Raw genomic sequence first — 25,808 nt, 5'->3', positions numbered from 1 at the left:
TAACGCAAATGATGTTAGAATCTAAAGTGATAGAGAAGCACCACGAAACGCGCTTGATGTTCAAACCAACGCTCGAACTTATTATTATGAGAATGAGGGATGAATACCTTGTCTGCATATGGTTTAAAAAGGTCTTACCTTGACCTTATTGATGAAGCGGTCATATTCGTTGATGAATTTGGGAAGATCACCTTTCAAAACTCTGCTTCGCAACGGCACTTTGGAGATGTATTTGGAAGGATTTATGAAACTCTTTTTGGTTCTGACGATATCTGCGTAGATGATAATGGAGGAATCTGGAGCGTTCTCTCTCACCACGACAATAACGAACAAGGCGAAGTGAAGATTCTGAAAAAAGCAAAGAAGGTTTATCTTGATCCAACGGTCACAGAAGTAAGGATAAATACAATTCCCTCATACAGTGAAGCAATCCCAAGAAAAGGTTCCTCGCAGTTCTCAAGTAGGAATTATTCTCAGGACGGTGAGAATTATCGAAGCACAGTTTTCGAAAAGAGTTTTGAAGAACAGACTTCAGGCATTGCAATCTTCTCCTTTGACAGAACTTGTGAGACAATAGTCCCGGTTTTGAAGAACCTTGCTTTCGAAACAGACCGTCTTGCACGTCTCCCAGTACTGGAAGGCATTCCGCTTGGCAGACCCATTAGCAAGGCCGATCACCTTTTTCTTTGGGCGTTGAGAAGGGTTGCAAAAACGGGAAGAGAAGAGATTATATCGCTTTCGGAAGGGGAAAACTTCAAAGAAGTTCTGATTAGGCTTCTTTCAGACCGGCAGCTGGTCAGTATCCACAGAGAGAAGACGACGGAAGCTAGAGCAATAGCGGAGCTTCACACTGTAAAGTGCATCCTAGATTCATCTAGTGAAGCCACACTCTCGACTGACGAACAGGGCAGGATAATCCTCATTAGTAAATCTGCCGAGAAGCTTTTTGGAATAAGGAGAGAGCAATTACTCGGTGAAGAAGTGTTCAGATTCATAAGGGACTCAGGAGATCAAATCAGAGAGATTCCCTTTCTCAAATCAAGTATTGGCGAAAAACGGCTTCTATGTATTCATAAAGAAGATGGCTCTACCTTGCAAGTCTCGGCTCTCGTGAGAACGATAAGAGATTCACACGAAGGGGCGGACATAGCGCTAGTCATCTATTCATTTGCTGATCACGAAGATCAGAATTTGATTCCGAAGTCAGCGGAAAGAACTATCAGGAGCTTAATTGAGACACTTTCAACAGTGGTAGAGGTAAGGGATCCCTACACGGCCGGTCATCAGAGGCGGGTCAGCAAACTTGCTACTGCAATTGCCATTGAAATGGGGCTCAGCCCAGATCGACTGGACTCGGTCAGAGAAGGTGCTCTTCTGCACGACATCGGGAAGATCTCCGTGCCAACAGAAATTCTGAGCAAGCCGGGCAGATTGACGGAGAATGAATGGTCCCTTATTCAGAACCACAGTGAAGCCGGTTTCAGGATGCTTGAGAGAACTGAGTTACCGTGGCCAATATCAAGCATCGTACGTCAACATCATGAAAGACTGGACGGCTCAGGATATCCCCAGGGATTGAAAGGAAGAGAGATCCCATTTGAGACCAGAATAGTTTCGGTCGCGGACGTATTTGAAGCGATCGTCTCTCACAGACCCTACAGGCCAGCTCATGAAAGACTTGCCGCAATCACTGAGTTGACGCAGGGAGCAGGCAGGATTTATGACGCAGATGTGGTGGATTGCTGCCTTTCTCTAGTCAACAAGGGCTTTTCTTTTGACTGATTTTTCAGAAGTGAGCGATGAGCTTTGCTTTATTCAACCAGAAGCTCCGGTAAACCTCAATTGAATTCAGATTCAGCCGAAAGAGACATCATACCGATTTCTTCGTTTCTGTGGTTTTTCCAACACTCTTCTTGCGAAATTTACGACAGACCTTAACTGAAGCTCAAAACAATTAGTGCAAAAGTCATTTCCTAAACCAACCTTTCTTGTGTACCAGAAGCAACATGATCGATGCCACAACTCCCATTATGACGAGAACTACAGGATATGCCCACTTGAGAGCCAGTTCTGGCATGAAATGGAAATTCATTCCGTATAGACTCGCAATAAAAGAGAGAGGGATGAAAATCGTCGATATGATAGTCAACACTTTCATGATTTCGTTCAACCTGTTGCTTGTAGAAGAAAGGTAAAGGCTCATAAGCTCTGACGCGAGGTCTCGACTCAGATCTAGCATATCAATTGACTGCATCACATGGTCGTAGACATCTCGGAAGTAAAGCATAGTACGACTTCCGAAGTAAAGACTTCCATCTCTAGAAATGCGCCCAATTGCTTCTCTAGTAGGCCATAACAACCTTTTCAAGTGAGCCAGTCTGTGCTTGATGAAGTAAAGCTTTTTAAGACTCTCTTTTGCCATCGTTTCCACCAACTGATCTTCAAGGTTTTCGAGTTCATTTCCGAGATTCTGCAACACCGGAAAGTAATTATCGACGATTGTATCGACTATTGCGTAAGCTGTGTAATCGTTGTTCATTTGTCTTATCTGGGCCTTCCTTCGAATCCTATTCCTAACAGGATCAAGAACGTCTCCGTATCTTTCTTGGAATGTAAGTACGAAAGTTTCGCCTACGAAGAGACTCACCTGCTCCGAAATCAGATTCACATCTTCCATCCTCAGCATGGGAAGGCATAGAAAGACACAGTTATCATACTCTTCAACTTTGGGGATCTGCGGGACGTTCGTGATATCTTCAAGTGCAAGCGGATGAAGAGAAAAAATGTCACCAAGCTTCCGAATAGTTGACTCATCTCCCAATCCCTGTACATCGATCCAGTGAATCTTCTCTTTCTCTAATACAACGGACTGAAGCCCGGTCAAATCATCAACAACCTCTTCTCTCAATGAATTCGAATCAAATTCGATAAGTCTTATTCTTGGGAAAGGCGATTCTTCATCTATACTTAGAGTTCCCGGAACTGAACCCAATGGGGGTTTCCTCTTACTGAAGAGACCTTTCTGATTCATTGCATACCTCCTTGATGACAGAAACATCCACTCATTGCAAAGGGTTTTTTCCCTTTGATTCTAGCACTGACTGTCTGAATTGATTTCTTACAAGCCGTCTAAGTCTACCAAAAAAGAGACAAGAAAAGAAGTTCCTTTATCTTCTGCTGTAGGAGTATATTTGATGGTTGGCAGAAACCAAGATTCAGTACTTGCCTTTCAAACCAAGTGAGGTGAATAGCTTTGAAAGTCTTGAGTGTCTTTGGTGCAATTCTTGTTCTGACTTTGGCATCAGCTTCCTTTGCCTGTACTACTCTTATTGTGACAAAGAGTGCGAGTGTCGATGGATCTATGATTGTTGCTCATTCAGACGACAACGACCTTGCCGATCAAAGAATCGTCTACGTGCCTGCTAGAGACCATTAACCAGGCTCGTTCAGACCAGTATACTGCACTGCAGTCGCAATTGGGGAGCTTCCTCAGTACAACAGCTTCACCTATCCGCGAATTGTATCTACAAGAGCATCGGCCTATGATACACCGCAATATCCTCCGTCGATTCCCATCGGAATGATTCCTCAAGTACCACATACTTATGCTTACTTTGACGGATCATACGGAATCATGAACGAACATCAGCTGATGTTCGGAGAATGCACTGATGGAGCAAAGATACAGATCGGACCTGAGCCAGGCAGAAGGATATTCTATTCCTCTGAGCTTTCTCGCGTTGCTCTCGAGCGTTGTAAAACTGCACGTGAAGCAGTTGACCTGATTGGTTTCCTCATTGAAGAATATGGCTACTACGGCACAGGAGAGACCCTTCCGGTTGCTGACCCAAACGAAGCTTGGATTATCGAGATGGTCCTTCGCCTGAGGGCACTGGAGGATTATGGGTAGCAAAGAGAGTTCCCGACGGAGAGGTTTTTGTAGCCGCTAATCAGTTTCGAATTAGGGAAATCGATCCTGAAGATCCCGATATCCTCTTCGGGAAAACTCTTCACAAGATTGCTGAGAAACACGGCTGGTGGAACCCAGAAGAGGGGCTTCTTGACTGGCTCAGGACTGTTAGTCTAGGCGAGTACAACCATCCCTATTACTCTTTGAGAAGAGTGTGGCGCTTGTTCTCTCTGATTGCTCCCAGCATGAACTTCTCCCCGTGGGTTGAGGATGGATTCACAAGAGAGTATCCCTTCTCTGTGAAACCCGACAAGAAGCTTTCTGCAAGAGATGTAATGAACCTTTACAGAGATCACTATGAAGGAACGGAGTTCGACCTCACAAAAGGAATTGCCGCCGGCCCATTTGGTAATCCTGACAGATTCTATGGTCCATACGATGGCCAGGGAGATGTAGGGGATCCCTCCCGTAAACTTGACGGAGCTTGGGAAAGACCCGTATCGGTTACGTATTGCGGTTATACTTTCGTTTGCCAGGGAAGGGACTGGCTTCCCGATCCAATAGGAGGGTTGATGTGGATAGGGCTCGACAAGCCCGCAGACACTTGTTTCATTCCATTCTACGCAGGGGTGAATGCTCTTCCTGATTCTTTGGAAGTGTGCGACACTTCGGAGTTCAGTAGGAACAGTGCGTGGTGGGCATTCAACTTCGTTTCGAACTGGGCTTCTATGAAATACAGTTACATGCACGAGGATATCAGATTAATGCAAGAAAAATACGAGACTCTTTCTCCTGGTCGTCTTCAAGAAGTTGAGGCATACGTTACCGCTATGACTTCTAACGGTCCGCAAGAGGTTTCAGAGTATTTGACGAAGTTCTGCGCAAGAAACTCCGAAGAGATCATCAGGGCATGGTGGGATTTTTCGGAATACTTGATAGTAAGATACAACGATGGGTTCATAAGCGAAAAAGGGAACATGGCTCAACCTGTTGGGTATCCACAAGAATGGCTGGATCAGACCAATTGGCCTGAAGGGCCAACTTCCTACGACAGGAAATGAAACTTACCACCCCTCCGAACTATTCTGTTCCCTCTCTTGGAGGCGTGTATTTCACACCTATGTTCCATGCCTTACCGAGATGCATACCTATGGACCAATATGAATTGTCATATACTGAAAAGACAACCGGACTGATCTTCTTGACATCCGGGAGTCCATCAACTAGACATGACTCGGCGCAGTATGTCTGAACAACTTCACCTACAAAAGTTACATGCATTCCACCGAACTCGAAACTCTGGATAAGTTTGCATTCCATATTGAGTGGTGCTTCACTGATCATCGGAACTCCCACGGTTTCTCCCATGAAAGTACTGAATAGCTCCGACTTGTCGGTTGTCTTTCCGGAGTAGATCCCCATATAATCTACCCCTCTAAGCATATCAAGAGAGGGCACATTTATACTAAAGCATCCAGATTCTTCAATATTATTGCAACTCAATCTAGTCTTCGCCAAAGAAATCTGAAGCATCGGCGGCTGAACCTCCACTACCCCACAAAACGCGACAGTCGTATAATTAGGTCTTTCTTCATTCATCGTACCTATAACTACAAGAGGCATTGGGTACAGGTATATTCCCGGTCCAATTCTGTCCTTCAACCACACTCACCGTTCCTTCGTCAGAAGATAACACTGCAAACAACCTATCACCAAATGCGGGAAATCTGCTATCAATCCATTCTACTCGATTGCACCTCCGAAAAGCAAGTAGCCGATATGCATTCAAAAGCCGGCTTTGCATGAGAAGAAAATCGAAATAGAAGAAGACCTTCAGATGATGTGATGAATCTCTTAATGACCGAAACTGTACATAGTTTTGTCAGAATGTATAATTAACTGAGGAGAAAGACAAGGAGGCGATTTTGTGGGAAACATATATGATGATGTTATCTGGGTCGACTTTGATACTCTTGAAACCTTTATGAAAGATGTCTTTGTTGGCGTTGGAGTTCCGGAAGAAGATGCCGGAATCTGTGCTAATGTTCTTATTGCATCGGACAAGAGAGGTATCGATTCACACGGCGTAGGTAGATTGAAGCCTATATATGTCGATCGAATCAGGGATGGAGTTCAGAATCCAGTAACAGACTTCGAGATCGTTAGAGAAAGTCCCACTACGGCTGTAGTAGATGGGCACAATGGAATGGGGCATGTGATTGCTTATCGATCCATGAAGCTTGCTATCGAAAAGGCAAAAGCTTATGGAATGGGCATGGTTGCAGCGCGCAATTCAACGCACTACGGGATAGCCGGCTATTATCCAATGATGGCAATCAATGAGGGCATGATTGGAATAACCGGCACAAATGCTCGTCCGTCAATTGCTCCAACCTTCGGGGTAGAAAACATGCTAGGAACCAATCCGCTGACCTTCGGAATACCCACAGACGAAGAGTTTCCTTTCGTCCTTGATTGTGCAACGTCTGTGGCTCAAAGGGGAAAGATAGAGGTCTATGCTCGTGCAGGAAAGGAGATTCCTGAAGGGTGGGTTATTGGTTTCGACGGCAAACCGAGGACGGACACTCAGGAAATCCTTATTGACCTGACAAAGGGAAAGGCAGCCTTAACCCCTCTAGGAGGAATAGGTGAGGAGACAGGAGGATACAAGGGATATGGCTATGCAACTGTCGTTGAGATTTTATCTGCGGCACTGCAAGCGGGCAGTTTCTTGAAGATGTTATCAGGATTTGGACCAGCACAGGAAAAGCAACCCATCCCAATCGGTCACTTCTTCATTGCGATCAACATCGAACCATTCAGTCCAATAGCAGAGTTCAAGAAGACGGCAGGCGATATTCTTAGAGAGCTAAGGGCATCAAGGAAGGCTCCCAATCAAGAACGAATCTATACTGCCGGAGAAAAGGAATACATTGCATGGCAATCGAGAAAAGATAAAGGGGCCCCTTTGAATGCGGTTCTAAGAAAGCAGCTAGTACAGCTTCGTGATGAATTGGGGCTATATGAGTATAAGTTTAGCTGGGAATAATACAATTACCGGGAGGTGAAATGTCCTTTCAGGGACTCATTTCATGAAAATCGGAGTAGTTGGATTTGGTGCGGCATCAATAGGGTTCATAAGCGAGATATTGGGTGAAAACCATGAGATTCATATCCTGGAACGTTCCAAAGACATTTTCGGTTCAAGCATAAGCGGTATCAGGTCCGACGGTAAGATTTTCGTTTCCGATACCATGGGCGGCGACATGGAAATACCTATTTCTGTTCAAAAAGAAGTAGTTGATTACTATTTGGGAAAACTGGACTCAGACGACAGCCTCCAAGTCAAGACCGGTATCTCTTTTGATAGAAAGTCGCGTTTCTTTAATCTCTTCTATGAGAAAGGTTTTGAGCCCGTTAACTCGAAATTCTGGCACATAGGTACGGATAAACTCGGTTCAGTATTGACAAGGATCTTCGATGAGTTTTCGAATAGAAAGAACATCCACTTCCATTTTGACTCCAGAGTCGACGGAATAAATATCGAAGACTCCAAGATAGTTCTTCAAGGAGAGAGATTTGAGGCCGAGTTTGATTACGTGGTTATTGCAGTAGGAAGGAGTGGTCATGCTCTGATAAAAAAGGTTACCGATCGATATCCTGAGATCGTTGTGTCCAGTAATACTGTGGATATTGGAGTGAGATTCGAGCTGCCTGATCATGTAGTGGAAGAGATCAACAACGAAATGTACGAGTTCAAAGTCAGATTGAAGACCAAAACAGGCTACACTGTAAGAACCTTCTGTAACAACCCCTCGGGAAAGGTTGTGCTAGAGAATTACGACGACTTCGTAACGGTTAACGGTCATTCAAATTCTGATGGAAGCTCCGAAAACACAAACTTCGCCATTCTATGTACAACACGGTTCACGGAACCTTTTCACGATCCGATTGGTTATGGCTCATATATAAGTAGGTTAAGCAACATTCTTGCCGGAGGTAGGAAAGTCATTTCGCAGACTTATGAAGACTTCATCCAAAGCAAGAGAACCAAGAGGCTGGGAAGAGTCAAGCCTACATTGCCCGAAAGAGATTTCATTCTTGGCGACATCAACCTAGTCTTGCCAAGGAGAATTTCCGTTTCCATCACTGAGTTTATTGAGAAACTGAGCGAGGTTATTCCCGGTATCTCTTATCCTGACAATCTGATGTATGCTGTTGAGGTCAAGTTCTACTCAAATAAGATAGACAACGGCAGATACAGCAATTTGAAGTTCATCGGTGACTGCAGCGGACACACTAGATCGATAACCTATGCCACAGGCCACGGGAGACTACTGGGTTCTTCCCTCAAATAAGGAGGTTTTGAGGCGCGGTTTGCTTTTACCACAGTAAGTTACTTCTGAAGACGATCAACTCGACTGTGCTTGCGATTTGTTTCAGCACCAAATTTAGTGTAGTTGAGTCAGAAGCAAAGAATGAGCCTTCTTTCGTTGTACCAAAGATCGCTTCTTTCTCTATCTCTTTTTGCTTTTCGAAAGTGATTGCGACTCTTGAAAGGCTAACCGCTTGACCGAGAAATCGATGCCGGTAAAGCATTTGCAACTATTCCGCAACTGAAAATATACATATTTCCTGAACTACTTGTCTCATCGAAAGGTCTCAAAGTTGAAAAGCCGAGATGAAAGATTGTACTGTTACGTGAAAGACGGCAACGCCAGAGCAAAGCACACCAACACCCTTTTAAGTGCGACTTCTCCTCATAGCACCCGATAATGTATGAAAGATCAACCGGAAGGGTCCGATCAAAGATCGGGCCTTTACTTTAAAAGGGAGGGATAGTTCTTGAAGGTGATAAACTCCATAGTCTTCTTTGGAACAAGTAATCTCGGCTCTGCGAGAACATTCTATAAAGACCTAATCGGTCTGGACTTGTTTAAAGATCAGGGGAAATGCTTGATCTTTTCAACCCCGGGAGGCGGCATGCTCGGGTTCTGCAATCATCTTCATGATCGTTCCAGAAAAGGCGATCCGATAATAACGTTATTGACCGAAAATGTTGATGAATTTCACAGGAAATTGATCAGTGCTGGAGTAGTTTGCACCGACCCGATAGTTAATGAGGAGTTCAATATCTATCACTTCTTCACAAGCGATCCGGACGGCCATCGATTAGAGATTCAGAGATTTCTTGAAGAATAGTCCAAGCTGTTTCTTATCGGTCATGAATGGTAGAATTGTTTGAGAACTCCAGTCAGGGTGATAGATTTGAGAAAAGTTACACTCTTTGTTATTTTGCTTTGTTCTCTCATTGCGGTTGGTATAGACTACTTGCCTGATGGCAAGGCATTCAGTGTTACTTCAGTTGCTGTCAGTTCCGACGGAGAGAAGTTGGTTTCGGGTTATATCGATAATACGGTCAAAGTTTGGAGTCTTCTAGATGGAAGGCTCCTAAACAACCTCTTACTGAACAGCGCTTGGGTTACTTCAGTAGCCGTTTCGCCTGACGGAAAGATGGGAATTGCCGGTTATGATGATGGAATGATCATCGTATGGGATCTCAAGACTGGCAATAAGATCAAAGTCCTTAGCAGTCATACAAGTGCTGTGAATGACTTGATAGTAACAGATGATAGTAAAACACTATATTCATGCAGTTCTGATGCAACGGTGAAAGTTTGGTCGCTTTCTTCTCTCTCTTTCATAAGGACTCTAAGAGGCCACTCTGGACCGGTGCACTCGATAGTCGATTGGCCCGAACAGAATCGTCTTTACTCCGCTTCAGAGGATGGGACCCTAAGAATCTGGGATACTTCAACAGGTCAACAAGTAAAGGTTATCAGAGCCGAGGTTGGATCTCTCACTGCCGTCTCCATGGATCGGGGGAGGACGATTCTAATTCTGGGCTCCGAAGCCGGTCACTTGAAATCCTACGATGTAAAAACGTGGTCTCCACTTAAGACTTCAAGAGCCCACAACGCGCGAGTCACGAAGATACTAGTCGAAGATGCTGTGGTCTACACGGCTTCTTGTGACAGAACGATAAAACTTCTTTCTCTTCCGTCACTCAGCCTGGTAAATATGATTACGGGTCATAACTGGGACGTAACGGAGATTGTTCTGTCGAGTGATGGTTATGCCCTATATTCTTCTTCCACAGACGGGACTATTAAGATATGGGATATCGAAAAAGGCTCAGCAATAGGGACTCTTATAGGCTTTGGAGACGGAGAGTATTTCTCTTACAATGCTCTTGGAAATTGGGTTTCTTCTTCAAAGGCACTTGATCGAGTAAGCACAAATGAAGGAGCAAAACCATCGGAAGTAGCAAAGCAGATCAACTCGCTTCTTCTCCAACTTGACAAATTGCCAAAGATTTACGGCCCTTCGATTCAGAACATCACCATAGAGGAAGCCTTTGTCGGTTTTTCTGTCTCTCAATCCGTGACGCAAGTGACAGTAAATGGAGAGCAAGTCGCAATTGGAGCGGACAGGGAAGTTGTCTTTGAGCCAGATGGCGCCGGTGACTATATTATAAGAGCTTACGATAGTTCGGGGCTCTACGACGAAAGAACTCTTACGGTGCGCTTTGAAGAGATAGTAATGTACGTTGTCAAAGATATCGGAGTTTATCAAAGGGGTGACAGGGTTATCATAGATGATTCAAGAGAGACAGCCTTCCTAGTGAACGGCGAGTGGCTCGACAAGGACTCATTCTCCAGATCAGCTCCGGACGTTGAACCTCCCCTAATAGAAGGTGAAGGAGTGCAGAGAGTCTCGCTAGGGGAAACCAAGTATCTTGAGTTTTCCGTTTCGGATAACGCTACCGTAACTACCGTCGAAATCGTCTCACCAGATCTCACAGTCTCAACACTCGAAGTCAATTCTGCTTCAGAAGAAATAAAGACTGAAGTTCAAGGAACGGGTGTTTATACCGTTTATGCTTTTGACTGTGAAGGGAACAAGAGTGCCGCAACCTTTGCTATTGAAGCAGAACCGAGAAGATTCTGGGTTTCCGAGGATCATGAGAGCCTCAGACAGGGCCAAGAGGTGCAGGCAACTGAAGAAGGCGAGAGTTGCTACTTTGTTACAGGTTACGGATGGCTAGAGAAGATGTACCTCTCTGTGAATCCAGTTTCAACAGGGTATCCTGATATTTATGGCGATCCAGTCCAGTTTGCCGCTTCCGACAATGAAAGAATACTGACTTTCACGGTCAGAGATGACGTAAATGTGAAAGAGGTTGTCGTTTCTGGAAAGGCTTACCCGGTAAACGAAAGAGAAAGGGAAATGTATATTATTGTAAATGGATACGGAGAATACATTGTTACTGTTAATGACGTTGAAGGGAACTCTACTCAAGCGAGTTTCACGCTTATGGCTCCTCCTGAGGATAAGAAAGCTTCGATTACATCCTGGGCTTGGTTAATCCCAATTTTGGCAATAACCATGGGTTTCCTTCTCAAGATTACACACTCCTCAAAGAAGAAGAGACGTAAGGTAAGACTTTGACATGAAAAGGATGCTTTTCATAATTTTGGTAAGCTCTGCTGCCCTGGCAGCCGTTCTTGGTCTCGGGCTGCTGAGACGACAGACACAAGATTTCGAGTTGCTTCAGACTGAAGCAATCAGGATCAAGTTCGGAGAACAGCTTTCGCTTTCACTTACAGATCTCGTGAAAAGTAACGGAAATAGCCTCTCTTTTTCGGTGGTTGGCGGAAACGGTAAAATAGTTGACGATTTGCTTTTGATTGATTCAAGGCAACTCAACCTCCCCAAAGATAATGTTGAAATCGTTGTTCAATCGGATACCTTAACGGCAGTCATTCCGATTGAAGTCTTAATAGAGAACTCGCTTCAACCACCATTACTAAGAATAGATAACAAGAAGCTTCTTGAAGGCGAAACCCTCGAAATCGACTTGAGAGAGGTCACTATTTCAGAGTCCGGCAATGTGAAATACGAGTTGGTGAGTGGAGTAGGTTTCATAAAGGATTACAAATACAGTTACACTGCTACATTTACCGAAGCCCCTTCAGCGCATAGAGTAACCATTAAAGCGATAGATGAGTTGAAACAGTGGCACTGTGAAACCTTCAGCATAATCATTATGGACAAAAATCAATGGCCTCTAGAGCCTTTTTCCCCTTTTCCTGAAGATGGGATCGAAGACTTTTTCAGTGATCTCGTTCTTTCGTGGAAATGTGCTGACCCGGACGGAGACCCTCTGTCGTACGATCTGTTTTTTGGGAGTGCGGAGCTGGAAAAACTGGTCGAGAACATAACGGAGAACCACTATTCGCTACCCCCTCTTGAAGACGGGGTGAGGTATTTCTGGCAGGTTGTCGCAGATGACGGAAAGGGCGGTTCAGTAAAGAGTCCTATCTGGTCATTCTCAACAAAGACAATACCCGGCTTATTGTGGAAAAGGATTATGGGTAGCGAATCAAGGGATATCTTCACAAGGGTGAGGTCATTATCTGATGGAAGTTTGATTCTAGCAGGATCATCGGAAAGTTTCACACAAACTAATGCAACACCCGGCAGCCCTTCAAGAGATGGGTGGATTGTGCGACTAGATGGAAATGGGTACCTTGCCTGGCAGAAGAGATTCGATCTAGGTTGGACTGAGTTCGGTGATGTAATCGCTACTTCTGACGGTGGGTTTCTTGTTTCAGGTAGAGTGCATGCATCATCGGGAATGAAGATCGGAGAATCATCTACTCTAATTGCGATCAAACTTGACAGATTTGCCAATGAGAGTTGGAGGTTCCAGATCCACGGGCCATTATGTGAAGCTGCTTCGGTGATAGAGTCTGAAGATGGATACTTTCTTTTGGGAACTAAGTCTTCACTTGATGGTATCAAAAGCGATGTGGTGCTCTTGAAGCTAGATAACTTTGGAAAAGAGGTTTGGCAGAAATCGTTTGGTGGCAGCTCTTTCGATAGGGCAGTAGCTTTTGATCTTGATCCTAACGGTGACATTGTTATTGTTGCAGAGACCACATCAGATGACGGAGACGCAGAGGGAAATTCAGGGAGTAAACTGACAGTTAATGGAATCACTATAGAATTCTCATCAACTCTTGTCCTGAAGGTTTCAAGAGAAGGAAACCTGATTTGGTCACGCGTGCTGGCAGGAGAAACCGAGGTTTCTCCTTCTTCTGTGAAGGTAGACCCTTCTGGCGACATCTTTATCAGTGGCTCTACTAACTCCACTAATGGGACCTTCTCTCACAGGCAGAGTCCAGATTATGATGGTTATGTTGTTAGGCTCTCAACCGAAGGAGAAGTCCTGTGGGCAAAAACATTCGGTGGTGACGGCAACGATGTGATAAAGGATTTCTATTTGACACCTTCCGGAGGAGTTCAGGCGGTGGGTTTCTCTGAGTCGAATGTCAGTTCGAATAGTCATGAGAGTTCATCGTTGAGAAAGACCGGGTTAACCCACAGCGATTTCTGGATTCTGCAGCTTGATAACAATGGAAGACTGCTTTGGCAAACCTTCCTGGGCGGAGACATGGAAGATGTGGGTCTTTCGATCGCGAGTTGCGGCGATGGATTTGCTGTAGCGGGTTATTCGGCTTCCAATGATGGCGATGTGGGTTCCAATAGAGGAGAGTTTGATGCGGTTGTTTTCTATCTCCACTGATCAACAATAGAAGCTCCACTTCAGATTTTTCCTCTTTGCGATAAACGCGGCTGAAAAGCAATTGCTCAAGAGGGAATCCGAGCTTTCTCCATCTACTGGGAACTGACAGACTCCTATCAACACCGAGGGCAATATCTCTGTATCGCCTATGAAAACAGGTCTCTCAAGACTTGAAACAAGTGAAGACACCATAGAAGAAACAGTGTACCTTTCACCGGAATCAATTGCGATTATGAAAACATCCTCCATAATTCTGAAGAGCCTTTCTTCAGATGATTCTTTGGCGAGCCTCCGGCTGAATCTGTGCAAAAACCCATCCGCCGTCTTCTTTCCAAACATCGCAGTGATTTCTTTTATCCCAGAGAGGAAGATACAGATCACATGAAATGAGAAGCCTTCTTGTTTCGAAAGAAAAATCCTTTCGGTCAGAAAGGAATGCATGGAGCTCTCGTTTCCAAATCCCGAGAGTGGATCGGAAAAGGCCATATCTTTCAGCGCATTCATAAGACAACTGGATTCGTTGTCATCCCTAATGGAAATCAAGTAAGACAGCTCTTCCGATATACCCAAAGAAGAGATGCTAATCGTCAATGAAAAACCTCCACGTTGGCCTTCATCTTCTAGCGAGAAGTACTCATTGGCTTCATGACCGTCCATAACTGCTATGAATCTGCTGGTTGCCGGGCCATCCAGCAGAGAAAGAAAGCTTTGAAAATCGAATTCATCATTTCTTATGAAACTCATTTCACAGTAGTAAGCGGCAACTAGCCCTTCCCACCTTGTGTTTTTAACGACAATCTTACCCTTGATGGAAAGAATTGCCGAAGGTTCAGGGAATCCGCCAAGCAGACGTTCTGCAATCTTCAAACTCTCATCTGGTTTCCTCTCTCTAGTATTCATAAGCCTCCTTAAGCGCCCAGCTCAAACTAATTTTATCAAATGCAATTCCATGCCAGCATACAGTTGAAGAACTTCTTTTAGAAGTATAGAATTCACTTGTGAAGACGATGATGCATTTCAGATTGGGTGAACTGAGCGATACGGATTTCATTGCTCCGCTCATTTACGACACAGATCCCTCTCACTTCGAAAAGGCTTTTGGGAAAAGAGCTATAGATGGGATTGTGTGTCTTGCTTCAATGAATAGCCCGATAAACCACAGCCGCATAACACTTTGTACAATTAATGAAGAACCAGTTGCAATATTTGCTCTTTACTCTCCAGAAACAATGAATGAATTGGTTTCTGAAAAACCTGAGCTTAGGAATTTTCCTTTTGGTCCTTTCGGATTAAGACTATTCAAAGAGTATCGAGTCTTACAGAAAGCTATGAGCATGAGCATTCGTGCTTGTCAGAGATATCTGGGTATGATTTCTGTCAAAAGAGAATTCCGAAGTATGGGTTATGGGCGTGTGATTCTTGATTCTCTTGACAAAACAGGGTTTGAGGTTGTCCTTGATGTGTCTCGAAGAAACAGAAAGGCATTGTCTATATACGCTAAATGTGGTTTCAGGCCGGAAACCGAATTGCCTCCTGAATATCCACTAGAGACAAGTGTTCGGCTTAAAAGACCAAGTCTATCGATTCGCTAATCTAGCGCGTCATAACCTGTGTAGTGCTAGAGAGAACACTTACAGCAAAAACAGCAACTTTCTAAGGACCTCATAATAGTTCTTTTCTTCGAAGGCTAGAGTTCTGTCATCTCTTCTGCTGACCCCAGGGAAGAAAGAGAGTTTGTGAGCCACTCTATGGTCAATATAAGCTATCTCCACGTTAAATTCTGCCGGCAATTCCAGAGGAACGGCTTCTTGTTTCCTAACTGCATTGTATACACCTTCCTCAATCAGCTTTAGTGCCTTTTCTGGATGAATGGAGTCAACCGAAGAACCGCTTCCTCTGTTGGTCGGGACCGTAATTATACCCTTCACTGATTCTTCAGCAATCTTTGAGACTCCTTCGTCGCCACTTACGAAGACTACAGGTACTTCATAGTAGGAAGCCGACATTGCGTTAATCAAGAATTCACTCATCAACTCACCGTTGATCTTCAGATAGTATATTTCTCCAGACATGGTATGAGAAAGAGGGTTCATACCCATCCCGGAAGGCGAATGATATCCAGTAAACACAGCAGCTCCAAAACCCTCGTTTATGCCCTGCATCATCATCAAAGGATCTCTCGCCCATCCTCTAATAATCCGAACCTCTGAAGGCAGAGCAGAAGGATCGATGTTTCTCGCACTTCCGTGGGCATCTCTCACAACAACTTCCGAGGCTCCTGCCTTCAACGCCCCTTGAACCGCCGCCCTCACTTCAGCCGTCATCTGCTTGCTGAAGTATTCGTAGTCTTTGTGACCCTTTTTTGCTTCATCCCAGTCAACAATTCCAGCTGTTCCTTCAATATCGGCACTTATGTACACTTTCACAGTCGTTCCTCCTCGATTGACTTGTATAATAGTTTCTTCAGTTGACCGTCAATGCTATCAAAAGCGCTCTTCGTAACGCAGCCCTCTCATAGTTTTTTGCTCTTCCATATAGAAGAAACAAAAACAAGAGTAAAAATTTGCCTCACGGTTTCAGAGAAGACTTAAACCAACAAAAATATGAATAACCAAGCCCGATTCACGGTCATCGGTATCAGCGCAAGTGAATAAACGCTCACCTAATCATCGCATTCCTAGAGAGGTCATACAAGTCTTCAAGGTCTACTCGTATTAGCAGATCGAAAAAACCTTCTCTGGAACGAAGATTTCGATAGCTTTGCAGATGCCACTCACTTCCTTCGAGTGAGATGATCATAATCACACTCATCAACTGCTTCCTTGGCAAGCTTATCCGCAATCTCGTTGAATGTATTTCCGGTATGCGCCTTTACCTTCTCCCATTCGATTATTATTCTATTCGACATATCGCGGGCAAGTTCTGAATACCTTCTCGTAAGATCGTTTTTCGCTTCCCATTCTCCTGTTAACCAGCTTCTCAATCCTTCATAATCGTAATGAATAGTCGCCTTCTTGTAGCTCCTTTTCAGGCAGTAGGACAATCCTTCTATTACTGCTTCGATCTCGCCCACTACATTCCTCATTTCCGGGTTTTTCTTGGCACACCCCTTCATCTTCTTTTCAATTCGACCTTCAGTAACTACTACCACTCCGTATCCCGCGATGTTATCCTTGAAGCTCCCGTCAACAAAGACATGAGTTCCTTCATAGACTCTTCCATTGTATTCTTCCCAAAGAAACAGCAGTCGCTCCGCTAGTTCTTCCGGAAAACTTGAGGGCATAATCAGACGGATGTTACCTGACCGGTTAGTGTAAAGCTTGAAACCCTTGCCATTCTTCAATTCCACAAAGTACTCTCCAAGAGTACCCATGGAATAGTTCAGTCCCTCATTCTTCAGAAACTCTGCAAATCCAGAAGCAGCAACTCTCAAATTGGCAGTCCACTTCCCAATTCTCATACTCTGTACAGCGCCTCGATAAAATCCAGAAAGAGTAGCGTAGAGTAGCCTCCGATTGCAATAAATGGGCCAAACGGAAGTTGAGCCTTTCTATCAAAGTGCCTTCCTTTTGCTGCAGCTGTAACTGCATAGACTATGAGAGCAGAGAAAGAAGCTATCATAATCGTGTAGAGAGATCCAATGATACCCGTTCCCAACGAAAGTGCAGCAAGTAACTCAACATCTCCGAAGCCAAAACTGTCCTTCCTGACGAGATTTGCAATAAGAAAGAATGCAACCATTGCACCTGTGACAAGAAGAGCGTGCAATATGTTCTCAGGAAACCTTCCTTCTAGTGTTGACCATGCGAAGGCACCGATTCCTACCATGATTACTCCCGAATCAGGAATCATATAATAATCTAGATCAATGAAAGAAGAGACAATCAGCCCCGTGGTCAAAACAGACAAGGCCGTTGCCATCGTAAGAGAGAAAACCAAAGCATTTATCGCATAGAGGGATGCTGTAAGAAGCTCAACAATGGGGTATCTTATAGAAATAGGTTTACCGCAGTACCTACATCTTCCCCCCAATAGAATATAGCTGATCAATGGAATATTGTCTTTCCATGAGAGCTCATGTTTGCAGCCAGGGCAGATACTTCTTCTTGGTCTTACTATAGAGTATTCTTTTGAAGGAATCCTGAATATCAGAGCATTGGAGAAGCTCCCGAATATGAGCCCAAACACGAAGAATGCAGGAACTCTCAGAACTAGATTATTCCACACCGTCTTCTCTCTTCCTCAGTAAGATATTCGTCAAAAAGCTCCTTCTTTCCGTAGTAATACCATACCTGTTCACTTTCAAAGCCCTCAAGAAGGCGCTTTGCTTCAGAACACTTCCCTTTCTTCATGAAAGTAACCACAAGAAGCATCTTAAGTTCCGGCCTGTCGGGGTCATCATTCAGAAACTTCTTCGCAGATTCTTCGACTACGTCGAAATTCGAGTGTTTGAACTGTACCTTTGCCCAAGGCTCCATATCATTTATGTAAACTGGTCTTGCGCTAAGTACTTCTTCTTCCATCTTCTTCCTCATTTCGCTATTGCCCATTTTACCGTAAAGCTCTGCCATTTCTACTTTTGTAAGAATGCTGTCAGGATCTCTTTCAGAAAGGCTCTTGAGAACGTTCAAGGCTTCCTCCATGCGCCCCGCATTTATGTAAGCATCGGTGAGCATGAAATATGTGACGAGGTGATCTGGCGACAAAGCGATTTCCTTCTCCCAGTATGCCGCAGCCTCATTGAACTCCCCTCTGTTATAAAAGGTTTGACCTAGAAAAGAGTACGCTGTAACTAATGAGGGGTCGATCTTCAAGGCTCGCTGCAGCCAGTTGATACCTTCATCTTCGTTTCCAGATTCAAGAAAGACCGTTCCTTTGAGCTCGCAAACGGTTGCTTTGTCCACACTTGCTTCCAAAAGCATATCTAGAAACTGCTGAGCGCTTTCGTAATCGCCTCTATCTGCAATTGCTAGCACCTTGTCCTGAAAACCAGAGAATGTCCCCCTGGGAAATGATTTTATTGTCAAGTCAGTCTCCCTGAGGTATTCCTTGAACTCCTCAACCTCGATTGGCGCGTAATTCTCAGGTGTGATTATATCATCGAACAAGTTGGCTAGATTCTTTATGCAAATGAGATCTCCTTCTATCTTGCTACCCTTCAAATCATCAATTGCAAGATAAATGTCTCCGTCGTATATTTGATCAAGAATAGCAATTGAAAAAGGCAATGTCTCGGTTATTGCAAAAGTATTTTCCCCATACTTGAGGCGAATAATCTCCATGTGGCACCTCTTCTCTGAGTCTTTTGTAGAAAATATACCACGTTTGATCACTATAAGAGTGACTTTCCGAACATCAAGCATATCTTGGTTGAAGTGAAAAGTAATGAGATAATACTTGTGAATGTCTTAATAGAACTTAAGGAGGCACAATATGGGAAATGAAGAGTTGGCTATATTGAAGTATGCTTTGGCCCGAGAGAGAGAGGGTGCAAAGTTCTATAGAGAAAGAGCCAGGGAAATTCACGTTCCGGAAGTTAGGGAATTGTTCGCTGAACTGGCGGAAATGGAAATGGATCACGTATCTTTCATCGCCGCAATGTTCGAAGGAGTCTCTAGAGGAGATGAAATCTCTTTCACAGAAATCGAAGATAGGGACACATTCTCTTCGAGGGAGGCTCTTGAGCTGAAAGGCATTTCTGCTGACTCCCTAGCTGGAGACTTATCCGCGCTTAGAATAGCTTATCTTATAGAGAAAGACTTCGAAGACTTCTATAATCAAAAATCAGAGGAATCTTCGAAAGCCGAAATCAAGAGATTATTCAGTACGCTCTCAAAATGGGAACAAAATCACAAGCAGGCTCTTCTCAGTCTCTATGAGTCTCTTATGAAGGAATACTGGAACACCCAAGGATTTGAGCCTCTGTACTAGTTTTTTCTCTTCTTCCCGTTGTGTTCCTTCGTTCTGGACTTGTTTGATGATACGGTTTTCTTTTTGTTGTTTCTTGATTCCTTCTCTTTTGCTATGCTGAAATCTATCTCCATTGTAGTCTTGTCTGCCCTTACAACTTGAACTCTCAACTGATCGCCGATTCTGAAAATCCTCTTACTCTTCCTTCCAACTAGAATGTTCTGGTTTTCTATGAAATCGTAATAATCATCTAGAGTTGAAATATGGATTAGACCTGATATCATCTTCTCCGTAAGCTCTACGAAAATCCCAAACTTCGTGACACCTGTTATAACGCCGTCAAAGGTGTCACCGATTCTGTTAGCGATATACTCGACCTTTTTCATGTCTAGCAAATCCCATTCAGCTTCATTCGCAACTCTCTCTCTCTTAGAAGCCCAAGAAGCAATTTTGGGAAGAACTTCTTCAAGATCCTTTGATTCCTCAATGAGGTCTCTCCCGGAGTTATTCACCAGTTTCTTCAGGAGCCTGTGCACAATTAAATCTGGATATCTTCTTATAGGCGAAGTGAAGTGAGTGTATGCTTCTGAGGCCAGCCCAAAATGCCCGATATTCCTACTGGAATATACCGCTCGCTTCATACCTCTTACAAGAACTCTCTCTATCGAAGTGTGGAGAGGATGATCCTTTGTCTTCTCAAGTATCTGTTGAAGAGCTTTAGGATGAACATTTCTAGGGATTTTTACCTTCATGCCAAGAGCTTCGAGATAGTTCTTCAATTGCATCATCGACTCAGGATCAGGCTCTTCATGAATCCTGTAAACAAATGGTAATCCTCTACTGTTGAAAATCTCGGCCACTGTCTCGTTGGCCAGTATCATAAACTCTTCAATAATCCACTCAGAAATCCCGCGGGTCTGAGGCAGGATATCTGCTACTCTGCCTTCTTCATCAAAAATGATCTTGACTTCTCTCGAAGAAATGTCCATGACCGAGCCCCGCTTCTTTCTGAGATCTCTGATTTTCTGAGCCAACTCATGTGATAATCTCAAAGACTCGGCAACAGGCCTAAGCTTTTCCATCGTTTCGGCAGAGGCTTCTCCATTAAGAAATCCATTTACCTCCGAGTAAGTAAGTCTTCTCCTTGAATTGATCACGGAATTCTTAATCTCGGAGGCAATCACCCGTCCTCTCTGATCTATTTCAATCAAAAGAGAAAGAGTCAACCTGTCTTCTTCTGGTCTCAGCGAACAAATATCGTTTGACAACTCAAATGGGAGCATCGGAATAACCGTATCAAGCAAATACACAGACGTTCCTCTTGAATAGGCTTCGGAATCGATCTGCGTCCCTTCGCGAACATAGTATGAGACATCGGCTATGTGAATTCCCAACATATAATTCCCTTCGGAATTCCTTCTAAGAGAAATCGCGTCGTCGAAGTCCATCGCATCATCGCCATCGATTGTGAATACCAGTTCACTCCGGAGATCCTCTCTTTCTTTTATCTCTCTCGAGCTAATCTTCCTTGACATCTTAGCGGCCTGAGTCTTAACTTCTTCGGGAAAATATCCGGGCTCCGGCAGACCCTGCTTGTATATGACCGTTAAGAGGTCTACCTCTGGACTTAGCGCATCTCCGAGAACTCGCTCTACTACTCCTTCGGGATTTCTCCCCGGTGACGGATATTTGGTAATCCTCACAAGAACTTTGTCGTCTGGTTTTGCTCCGTTGAATCCTTCTGGTGGAATGTAGAAGTCGTTCTTTATTCGGATGTCATCGGCTACTACGAAGGCCATTATTCCCCTTGTCTTGAAGGTACCTACTACCTTTTCCTTATTCCGTTTTATGACTTTGACTATCCTTCCTTTTCTTATCTCTCTGAATCTGCCGGTTATCTCTACGAAGACAGTGTCTCCATGAATTGAGAAGCCGGTATCCTCCGACGGTATGAAGATATCTTCTCCGTCTTCAATAGTTATAAAGGCTCCCATGTTCCTTCTAGCAAACTCTACTGTCCCTACCACCGTTTTCTCACCAGGAGAGATGTATCTTCCCTTGGAATCCTTAACGATTACCGATGAATCAACCAATTGCTGAAGATATTTCTTGAGCAATGCCCTGCTTTCATTATCGCTTAGCTCTAGCTTGGCAGCAAGACCTCTCAACGTAGTTGGTGAGTATTCCGGAGATGTCACATGTTCTCTCAATGTTTTCAAACTTAGCTTCATAAGCCTCTTCCCTCTCTGTCGTCAGACAAGATTGCGTCACTTCATGTTATAATTATACAGTCTATGCGTCAGCATTATTAGAACTTACAGGAGGTTAGTAATGCGAATTGGGATACTGACTGGCGGCGGGGACTGCCCAGGGTTGAATGCGGTTATTAGAGGAATTGTCAAATCTGCTCCAGAAAGCGTAGAAATAATCGGCTTGATGCACGGTTGGAAAGGGCTGGTCAATGGAGAAAGCATGAAGCTTACCGATAACGATGTTGAAGGAATTCACATCCTTGGCGGTACTATTCTCGGAACATCCAGGACAAACCCCTTTAAGTCGGAAGATATGAGAACCAAGATGGAGGAAAACATTAAGAAGTTGGGACTGGACGTAATTATCGGCATCGGTGGAGACGATACGTTAAGTGTCGCCGCAAAGCTTTCCTCTATGGGATACAAAACGATTGGGGTTCCAAAAACAATTGACAACGACGTTGCAAATACAGATTATACTTTCGGGTATCAGACGGCTGTTAATGTTGGAGCAGATGCTATTGACAGGCTGCATTCAACCGCGAAGTCTCACGGAAGGATAATCATCGTGGAGCTAATGGGGCGCGAAGCAGGATGGGTTACTCTAGAAGCAGGAATGGCTGCTGGGGCTCATCTTATACTTATTCCCGAATACCCGATGACAATAGATGAAATCCTTGACTATGTGAAGAACAGGATGGATCGCTATGGTTATATGATTGTTGCTGTTGCCGAAGGGTTCAAACCAACAGAACTTGAGAACGTTGTGGGCGATGAAAGTAAGATCGATGCTTTCGGGCATATCAAACTGGGAGGAATCGCCCATTATATGGCAAACATCATTTCTGAGAGGACCGGTTACGACACAAGATCAGTAGTTCTTGGACATCTTCTGAGAGGAGGTACTCCAACTGCTTTCGACCGAATTCTCGGAACTAGATATGGAGTACATGCAATGGAGCTTGTTATGAAAGGTGATTTTGGAAGAATGGTTGCACTTAGGGGCAATGACATTATCTCTATACCTCTTGAGTATGGAATAGCCACGAAGAAGCTTGTGCCTTTTGAATACTACAAGTTGTCTCAGATCTTCTTCGACTGAGGGACAGTGTTGCCAAATTCCGAGCCTGTAAGAGTTGCAAAATATGCGCTGGAGGAATATTTGCAGCAGCGTTCAGTAATTCCTGTGCCCGAATGGGTTTCTGAGGAATTGACTGCCAGAAGGGCCGGATGTTTCGTATCAATCCATACTCGTGACGGCTCGCTTAGAGGGTGCATAGGAACGATATATCCCACCGAAGAAAACGTGGCTCTTGAGATAATAAACAATGCGATTTCAGCATCGACTAGAGATCCTCGGTTCTCACCAATTAGCGTGGGCGAATTGCCTTGTCTGGATATAACGGTGGACATTCTGGGACTACCTGAAGAGACAACTGTCGCAGAACTGAATCCAAAGATGTTTGGGGTTATTGTCACCCTTGGAAACAGAAAGGGTGTCCTTCTACCCGATCTGGAAGGCGTCGAAACTGTTCAGCAACAGTTGAGAATAGCATTACGTAAAGCAGGCATCAGGGAATCCGAGGACTACAGGATATTCAGGTTCGCGGTTGAAAGGTATTACTGACAACGATAAGAGGTGGTTGTTTTGAAATCGGCCGTGTATTTTGACGAATATGGTGAAGAAGACGCTCTTCAGTGCCTACTCTGTCCTATGCGTTGTGTGATTAAGCCAAATCAGGTTGGCTTCTGTGGTGTAAGGAAGAACGTTGACGGAATGTTGTATTCGCTGAATTACGGTCAGCTTACTTCGATAGCAATAGATCCAATCGAGAAGAAACCTCTGTACCATTTCTATCCGGGAGAGACAATACTGTCGGTAGGTTCGTGGGGGTGCAATCTTAAGTGCAATTTCTGTCAGAACTGGGAAATCTCCAAAGAGAGACCGAAAACAGTGAAGCGTGTGATGCCTCAGCAGCTGATTCAGATAGCCCTTGAAAGGGAGTCTAGGGGCATCGCATTCACGTATAATGAACCAATAGTCTCTTTCGAGTTCATTCTTGACACCTCGAGAGCGGCGGCAAAGGAAGGAATTTACAGTGTGCTTGTTACAAACGGTGTGATTGAAGAGGAGCCAATGGATCTCCTTTCACAGTCGGTTAGAGCAATGAATATCGATTTAAAGGGTTGGAACGATGACTTCTACATCAATGAAATTGGCACAGAGAAGAGAAATGTTCTAAGATCAATAGAGACGGCAAAAAAGGTAGGAACGCATTTGGAATTGACAACATTAATAATTCCTGGTAAGAATGATTCCACTGAAGAAATGAGAGAAGAGGCAAAATGGATTTCAGAGCTTTCGAAAGACATTCCCCTTCACATAAACAGATATTATCCTAACTACAGGAGTGAGATCCCGCCCACTTCTCCAGAGTCGCTGGTAAGGCTTGCAGATGTTGCAAAAGAATACTTGAGATATGTCTATGTTGGGAACATTAGTCTTCCCGGTCTCTCCGATACGTCATGCCCTCACTGTGGAAATCTTCTGATTGAGAGGAAGGGAATGCGAAGTTCAGTAATCGGCATAGATGAAAAAGGAAGGTGCAATAAGTGCCAGGAAGAGATTCCAGTAGTCTCCTGAGAAGCCGTACTGTAGCCTATGCGTTGCTTTTTATCTCTGCGATGGTTCTGCTGATTTTCGTTTTCTTTCGACAGAAACCTGTTGAGTACTACGACAGAACCGAATACCTTCTTGGGACTTATGTTACCATAAGAGTTTCATCCTCGAAAATGTCTCCTGTTGCTCTGGCAGAAGCCGCCTTAAGCGAGATCAAGCGAATTGACGAAAAATTCGGTAGCCGAACCAATGGCATAATTGCCGAGCTAAACAGAAGTGGAGAGCTTCATGACATCGACAAAGAAACAAGTTTCCTTATTAAGTCCGCTCTTGAGATCTCGAGAAACACATCCGGTGCATTCGATCCTACACTTTATTCGCTAACCAGACTGTGGGGTTTTGACGATGAGTCTTCGTTGAGAAGAATTCCTTCAGAAGATGAAATCGAAGCCGCTCTACGTTCCACCGGATTCTCCAGGATCACGTTCGATGAGAAGACAGGATATGTCTCGCTGTCGGACGGTGCAATGATGGATCTTGGAGCGATTGCAAAGGGATACGCAGTAGATATGGCTATTGCGAAGATCAAAGCGCTCGACGAGGGAGCGACTGGCTTCATTGATGCTGGCGGAGACATTGGGGTAATCGGTCCGAAGTACGGAAGCAGGCCGTGGATAATCGGTGTGAGAGATCCGAGAGGGGAGAGTGTCCAAGACGTTATCGAGTATATCTATCTATATGATGGTGCAGTTGCTACTTCTGGGGACTATGAAAGATTTTTTGTGGAAGACAACGTACGTTACCACCACATTCTCGATCCAGAGACTGGATACCCATCCCGCAACGGAGTTATTAGCGCAACCGTTATTGGCAGAAGCGCCATGCTTGCAGATGCATATGCAACTGCCGCCTTTGTGATTGGTATGGAGCCGGGAGTAACATTCTTGCCGAGATTTGGAGCACTCGTTCTTCTCGTAATGGAAGATATGAGTACTTTTAAGTCACCGGGTTTTGAAGTTTATCAGGAGCGATGAAGTTATTCACAAAATACGACTTCGCGCTTGTTGTGTCACTGTTAGCAGTGATTGTGATTCTTTTGTTCCCAAGGGGAACCTCCTCTCATGTAGCTGAGATCTATTTTGATGGGAATCTGATAAGAACCATGAACCTTAAGGAAGACCAACAAGTTTATCTTGATGTTGGAATGCTAGTCAAAGTGGAAGGCGGAAGGATCTCAGTTGTAGATTCCGATTGCCCAGAAAAACTATGTGTTTCACAGGGTGCGATAGACAAGCCGAATATACCGATTGTATGCGTTCCAAACAAGATAATCATAAGAATTCCTTCAGGCATAAGCGACATCGATGTGATAACGCAGTGAGGCTTTTTTTCAAAATATCTAGGTGAAATCCCTTGTGCAACCGGCAAATTTGTCCGCAGAAAAATTTCGGCGCGGGTTTGTCA

General features: G+C 44.3%; 21 protein-coding genes and 1 pseudogene. 14 read left to right on the top strand and 8 right to left on the bottom strand.

The window, feature by feature from the left end:
• Positions 1–99: 99 nt before the first annotated feature.
• Positions 100–1,782 (top strand): HD domain-containing phosphohydrolase, encoded by a 1,683-nt coding sequence (locus RJ60_RS02690; RefSeq protein WP_103133942.1) that lies wholly within the window; start codon positions 100–102, stop codon positions 1,780–1,782.
• A gap of 184 nt (positions 1,783–1,966) precedes the next feature.
• Here the strand turns inward: RJ60_RS02690 and corA are convergent, their stop codons facing one another.
• Positions 1,967–3,031 carry a magnesium/cobalt transporter CorA gene (gene corA / locus RJ60_RS02685; RefSeq protein ID WP_103133941.1) on the bottom strand — a complete coding sequence of 355 codons (1,065 nt, stop codon included), beginning with the start codon at positions 3,029–3,031 and terminating at the stop codon, positions 1,967–1,969.
• A gap of 330 nt (positions 3,032–3,361) precedes the next feature.
• On the opposite strand from corA, the pseudogene RJ60_RS15960 reads away from it, so the two are divergent.
• Positions 3,362–4,971 (top strand): annotated as a pseudogene (locus RJ60_RS15960) (dipeptidase).
• Positions 4,972–4,990: 19 nt separating this feature from the next.
• Here RJ60_RS15960 and RJ60_RS02675 read toward each other — a convergent pair.
• A complete protein-coding gene (locus RJ60_RS02675) occupies positions 4,991–5,578 on the bottom strand; it encodes a flavin reductase family protein (RefSeq protein ID WP_258006157.1) in 588 nt (195 codons plus the stop codon).
• A 259-nt stretch (positions 5,579–5,837) separates the two neighbouring features.
• Here RJ60_RS02675 and RJ60_RS02670 point away from each other — a divergent pair, with 259 nt between their 5' ends.
• The 5 genes from RJ60_RS02670 (at position 5,838) to RJ60_RS02645 (ending at position 13,562) form a co-directional block, all read left to right on the top strand.
• Complete coding sequence (locus RJ60_RS02670; protein ID WP_103133940.1) at positions 5,838–6,959, top strand: Ldh family oxidoreductase; 1,122 nt, start codon at positions 5,838–5,840, stop codon at positions 6,957–6,959.
• A 43-nt stretch (positions 6,960–7,002) separates the two neighbouring features.
• Positions 7,003–8,268, top strand: a complete 1,266-nt coding sequence (locus tag RJ60_RS02665) for an NAD(P)/FAD-dependent oxidoreductase (RefSeq protein WP_103133939.1) — start codon at positions 7,003–7,005, stop codon at positions 8,266–8,268.
• 493 nt (positions 8,269–8,761) lie between these two features.
• Positions 8,762–9,112 (top strand): VOC family protein, encoded by a 351-nt coding sequence (locus RJ60_RS02655; RefSeq protein WP_243392226.1) that lies wholly within the window; start codon positions 8,762–8,764, stop codon positions 9,110–9,112.
• Positions 9,113–9,178: 66 nt separating this feature from the next.
• Complete coding sequence (locus tag RJ60_RS02650; RefSeq protein ID WP_103133964.1) at positions 9,179–11,422, top strand: WD40 repeat domain-containing protein; 2,244 nt, start codon at positions 9,179–9,181, stop codon at positions 11,420–11,422.
• A 1-nt stretch (position 11,423) separates the two neighbouring features.
• On the top strand, positions 11,424–13,562 hold the full coding sequence (locus RJ60_RS02645) for a hypothetical protein (protein ID WP_103133938.1): 2,139 nt from the start codon (positions 11,424–11,426) through the stop codon (positions 13,560–13,562).
• On the opposite strand, the gene RJ60_RS02640 is transcribed toward RJ60_RS02645, so the two are convergent.
• Positions 13,563–14,462 carry a GGDEF domain-containing protein gene (locus RJ60_RS02640; RefSeq protein WP_103133937.1) on the bottom strand — a complete coding sequence of 300 codons (900 nt, stop codon included), beginning with the start codon at positions 14,460–14,462 and terminating at the stop codon, positions 13,563–13,565.
• A gap of 107 nt (positions 14,463–14,569) precedes the next feature.
• On the opposite strand from RJ60_RS02640, the gene RJ60_RS02635 reads away from it, so the two are divergent.
• Positions 14,570–15,154, top strand: coding sequence for an N-acetyltransferase (locus RJ60_RS02635; protein ID WP_258006161.1), 585 nt, complete (start codon positions 14,570–14,572; stop codon positions 15,152–15,154).
• A gap of 39 nt (positions 15,155–15,193) precedes the next feature.
• On the opposite strand, the gene RJ60_RS02630 is transcribed toward RJ60_RS02635, so the two are convergent.
• The 4 genes from RJ60_RS02630 to RJ60_RS02615 form a co-directional block, all read right to left on the bottom strand.
• The gene (locus tag RJ60_RS02630; protein WP_099828817.1) at positions 15,194–15,988 is read right to left on the bottom strand and encodes a M55 family metallopeptidase; all 795 of its coding nucleotides are present in this window, start codon (positions 15,986–15,988) and stop codon (positions 15,194–15,196) included.
• Between the two features lie 347 nt (positions 15,989–16,335).
• A complete protein-coding gene (locus tag RJ60_RS02625; RefSeq protein ID WP_099828816.1) occupies positions 16,336–17,022 on the bottom strand; it encodes an RNase H family protein in 687 nt (228 codons plus the stop codon).
• Complete coding sequence (locus RJ60_RS02620; RefSeq protein WP_099829013.1) at positions 17,019–17,789, bottom strand: A24 family peptidase; 771 nt, start codon at positions 17,787–17,789, stop codon at positions 17,019–17,021. The genes RJ60_RS02625 and RJ60_RS02620 overlap by 4 nt, the downstream gene beginning before the upstream one ends.
• Complete coding sequence (locus RJ60_RS02615) at positions 17,774–18,844, bottom strand: lipopolysaccharide assembly protein LapB (protein WP_099828815.1); 1,071 nt, start codon at positions 18,842–18,844, stop codon at positions 17,774–17,776. The genes RJ60_RS02620 and RJ60_RS02615 overlap by 16 nt, the downstream gene beginning before the upstream one ends.
• Positions 18,845–18,995: 151 nt before the next feature.
• Here RJ60_RS02615 and RJ60_RS02610 point away from each other — a divergent pair, with 151 nt between their 5' ends.
• Positions 18,996–19,493 carry a ferritin family protein gene (locus RJ60_RS02610; protein ID WP_103133935.1) on the top strand — a complete coding sequence of 166 codons (498 nt, stop codon included), beginning with the start codon at positions 18,996–18,998 and terminating at the stop codon, positions 19,491–19,493.
• Here the strand turns inward: RJ60_RS02610 and rnr are convergent.
• Complete coding sequence (rnr, locus tag RJ60_RS02605) at positions 19,490–21,703, bottom strand: ribonuclease R (protein WP_099828813.1); 2,214 nt, start codon at positions 21,701–21,703, stop codon at positions 19,490–19,492. The genes RJ60_RS02610 and rnr overlap by 4 nt on opposite strands.
• Before the next feature lie 100 nt (positions 21,704–21,803).
• Between rnr and RJ60_RS02600 the strand changes: the two genes are divergently transcribed.
• Genes RJ60_RS02600 through RJ60_RS02580 form a run of 5 tightly spaced genes read left to right on the top strand, consistent with a single transcriptional unit; the run spans position 21,804 to position 25,725 of the window.
• On the top strand, positions 21,804–22,826 hold the full coding sequence (locus tag RJ60_RS02600; RefSeq protein ID WP_099828812.1) for a 6-phosphofructokinase: 1,023 nt from the start codon (positions 21,804–21,806) through the stop codon (positions 22,824–22,826).
• A gap of 9 nt (positions 22,827–22,835) precedes the next feature.
• Positions 22,836–23,351, top strand: coding sequence for an AmmeMemoRadiSam system protein A (gene amrA, locus RJ60_RS02595; protein WP_099828811.1), 516 nt, complete (start codon positions 22,836–22,838; stop codon positions 23,349–23,351).
• A 21-nt stretch (positions 23,352–23,372) separates the two neighbouring features.
• On the top strand, positions 23,373–24,368 hold the full coding sequence (gene amrS, locus RJ60_RS02590) for an AmmeMemoRadiSam system radical SAM enzyme (RefSeq protein ID WP_099828810.1): 996 nt from the start codon (positions 23,373–23,375) through the stop codon (positions 24,366–24,368).
• Complete coding sequence (locus RJ60_RS02585) at positions 24,338–25,378, top strand: FAD:protein FMN transferase (protein WP_099828809.1); 1,041 nt, start codon at positions 24,338–24,340, stop codon at positions 25,376–25,378. Before amrS ends, RJ60_RS02585 begins: the two co-directional genes overlap by 31 nt.
• Positions 25,375–25,725, top strand: coding sequence for a NusG domain II-containing protein (locus RJ60_RS02580; protein WP_099828808.1), 351 nt, complete (start codon positions 25,375–25,377; stop codon positions 25,723–25,725). The genes RJ60_RS02585 and RJ60_RS02580 overlap by 4 nt, the downstream gene beginning before the upstream one ends.
• Positions 25,726–25,808: the final 83 nt, after the last annotated feature.

This window comes from Mesotoga sp. B105.6.4, from assembly GCF_002896535.1.
Lineage (GTDB): Bacteria > Thermotogota > Thermotogae > Petrotogales > Kosmotogaceae > Mesotoga.
Note: the sequence above shows the minus strand (reverse complement) of the source record. Positions and strands in the feature narration are given on the sequence as shown.

Bases quoted from the DNA above. Each gene is read 5' to 3' on its own strand.
- RJ60_RS02625 (WP_099828816.1), bottom strand. From the start codon at position 17,022: ATGAGAATTGGGAAGTGGACTGCCAATTTGAGAGTTGCTGCTTCTGGA.
- RJ60_RS02615 (WP_099828815.1), bottom strand. From the start codon at position 18,844: ATGGAGATTATTCGCCTCAAGTATGGGGAAAATACTTTTGCAATAACC.
- RJ60_RS02665 (WP_103133939.1), top strand. From the start codon at position 7,003: ATGAAAATCGGAGTAGTTGGATTTGGTGCGGCATCAATAGGGTTCATA.
- RJ60_RS02600 (WP_099828812.1), top strand. From the start codon at position 21,804: ATGCGAATTGGGATACTGACTGGCGGCGGGGACTGCCCAGGGTTGAAT.
- RJ60_RS02580 (WP_099828808.1), top strand. From the start codon at position 25,375: ATGAAGTTATTCACAAAATACGACTTCGCGCTTGTTGTGTCACTGTTA.
- RJ60_RS02635 (WP_258006161.1), top strand. From the start codon at position 14,570: ATGATGCATTTCAGATTGGGTGAACTGAGCGATACGGATTTCATTGCT.
- RJ60_RS02645 (WP_103133938.1), top strand. From the start codon at position 11,424: ATGAAAAGGATGCTTTTCATAATTTTGGTAAGCTCTGCTGCCCTGGCA.
- RJ60_RS02640 (WP_103133937.1), bottom strand. From the start codon at position 14,462: ATGAATACTAGAGAGAGGAAACCAGATGAGAGTTTGAAGATTGCAGAA.
- rnr (WP_099828813.1), bottom strand. From the start codon at position 21,703: ATGAAGCTAAGTTTGAAAACATTGAGAGAACATGTGACATCTCCGGAA.
- corA (WP_103133941.1), bottom strand. From the start codon at position 3,031: ATGAATCAGAAAGGTCTCTTCAGTAAGAGGAAACCCCCATTGGGTTCA.
- RJ60_RS02690 (WP_103133942.1), top strand. From the start codon at position 100: ATGAATACCTTGTCTGCATATGGTTTAAAAAGGTCTTACCTTGACCTT.
- RJ60_RS02610 (WP_103133935.1), top strand. From the start codon at position 18,996: ATGGGAAATGAAGAGTTGGCTATATTGAAGTATGCTTTGGCCCGAGAG.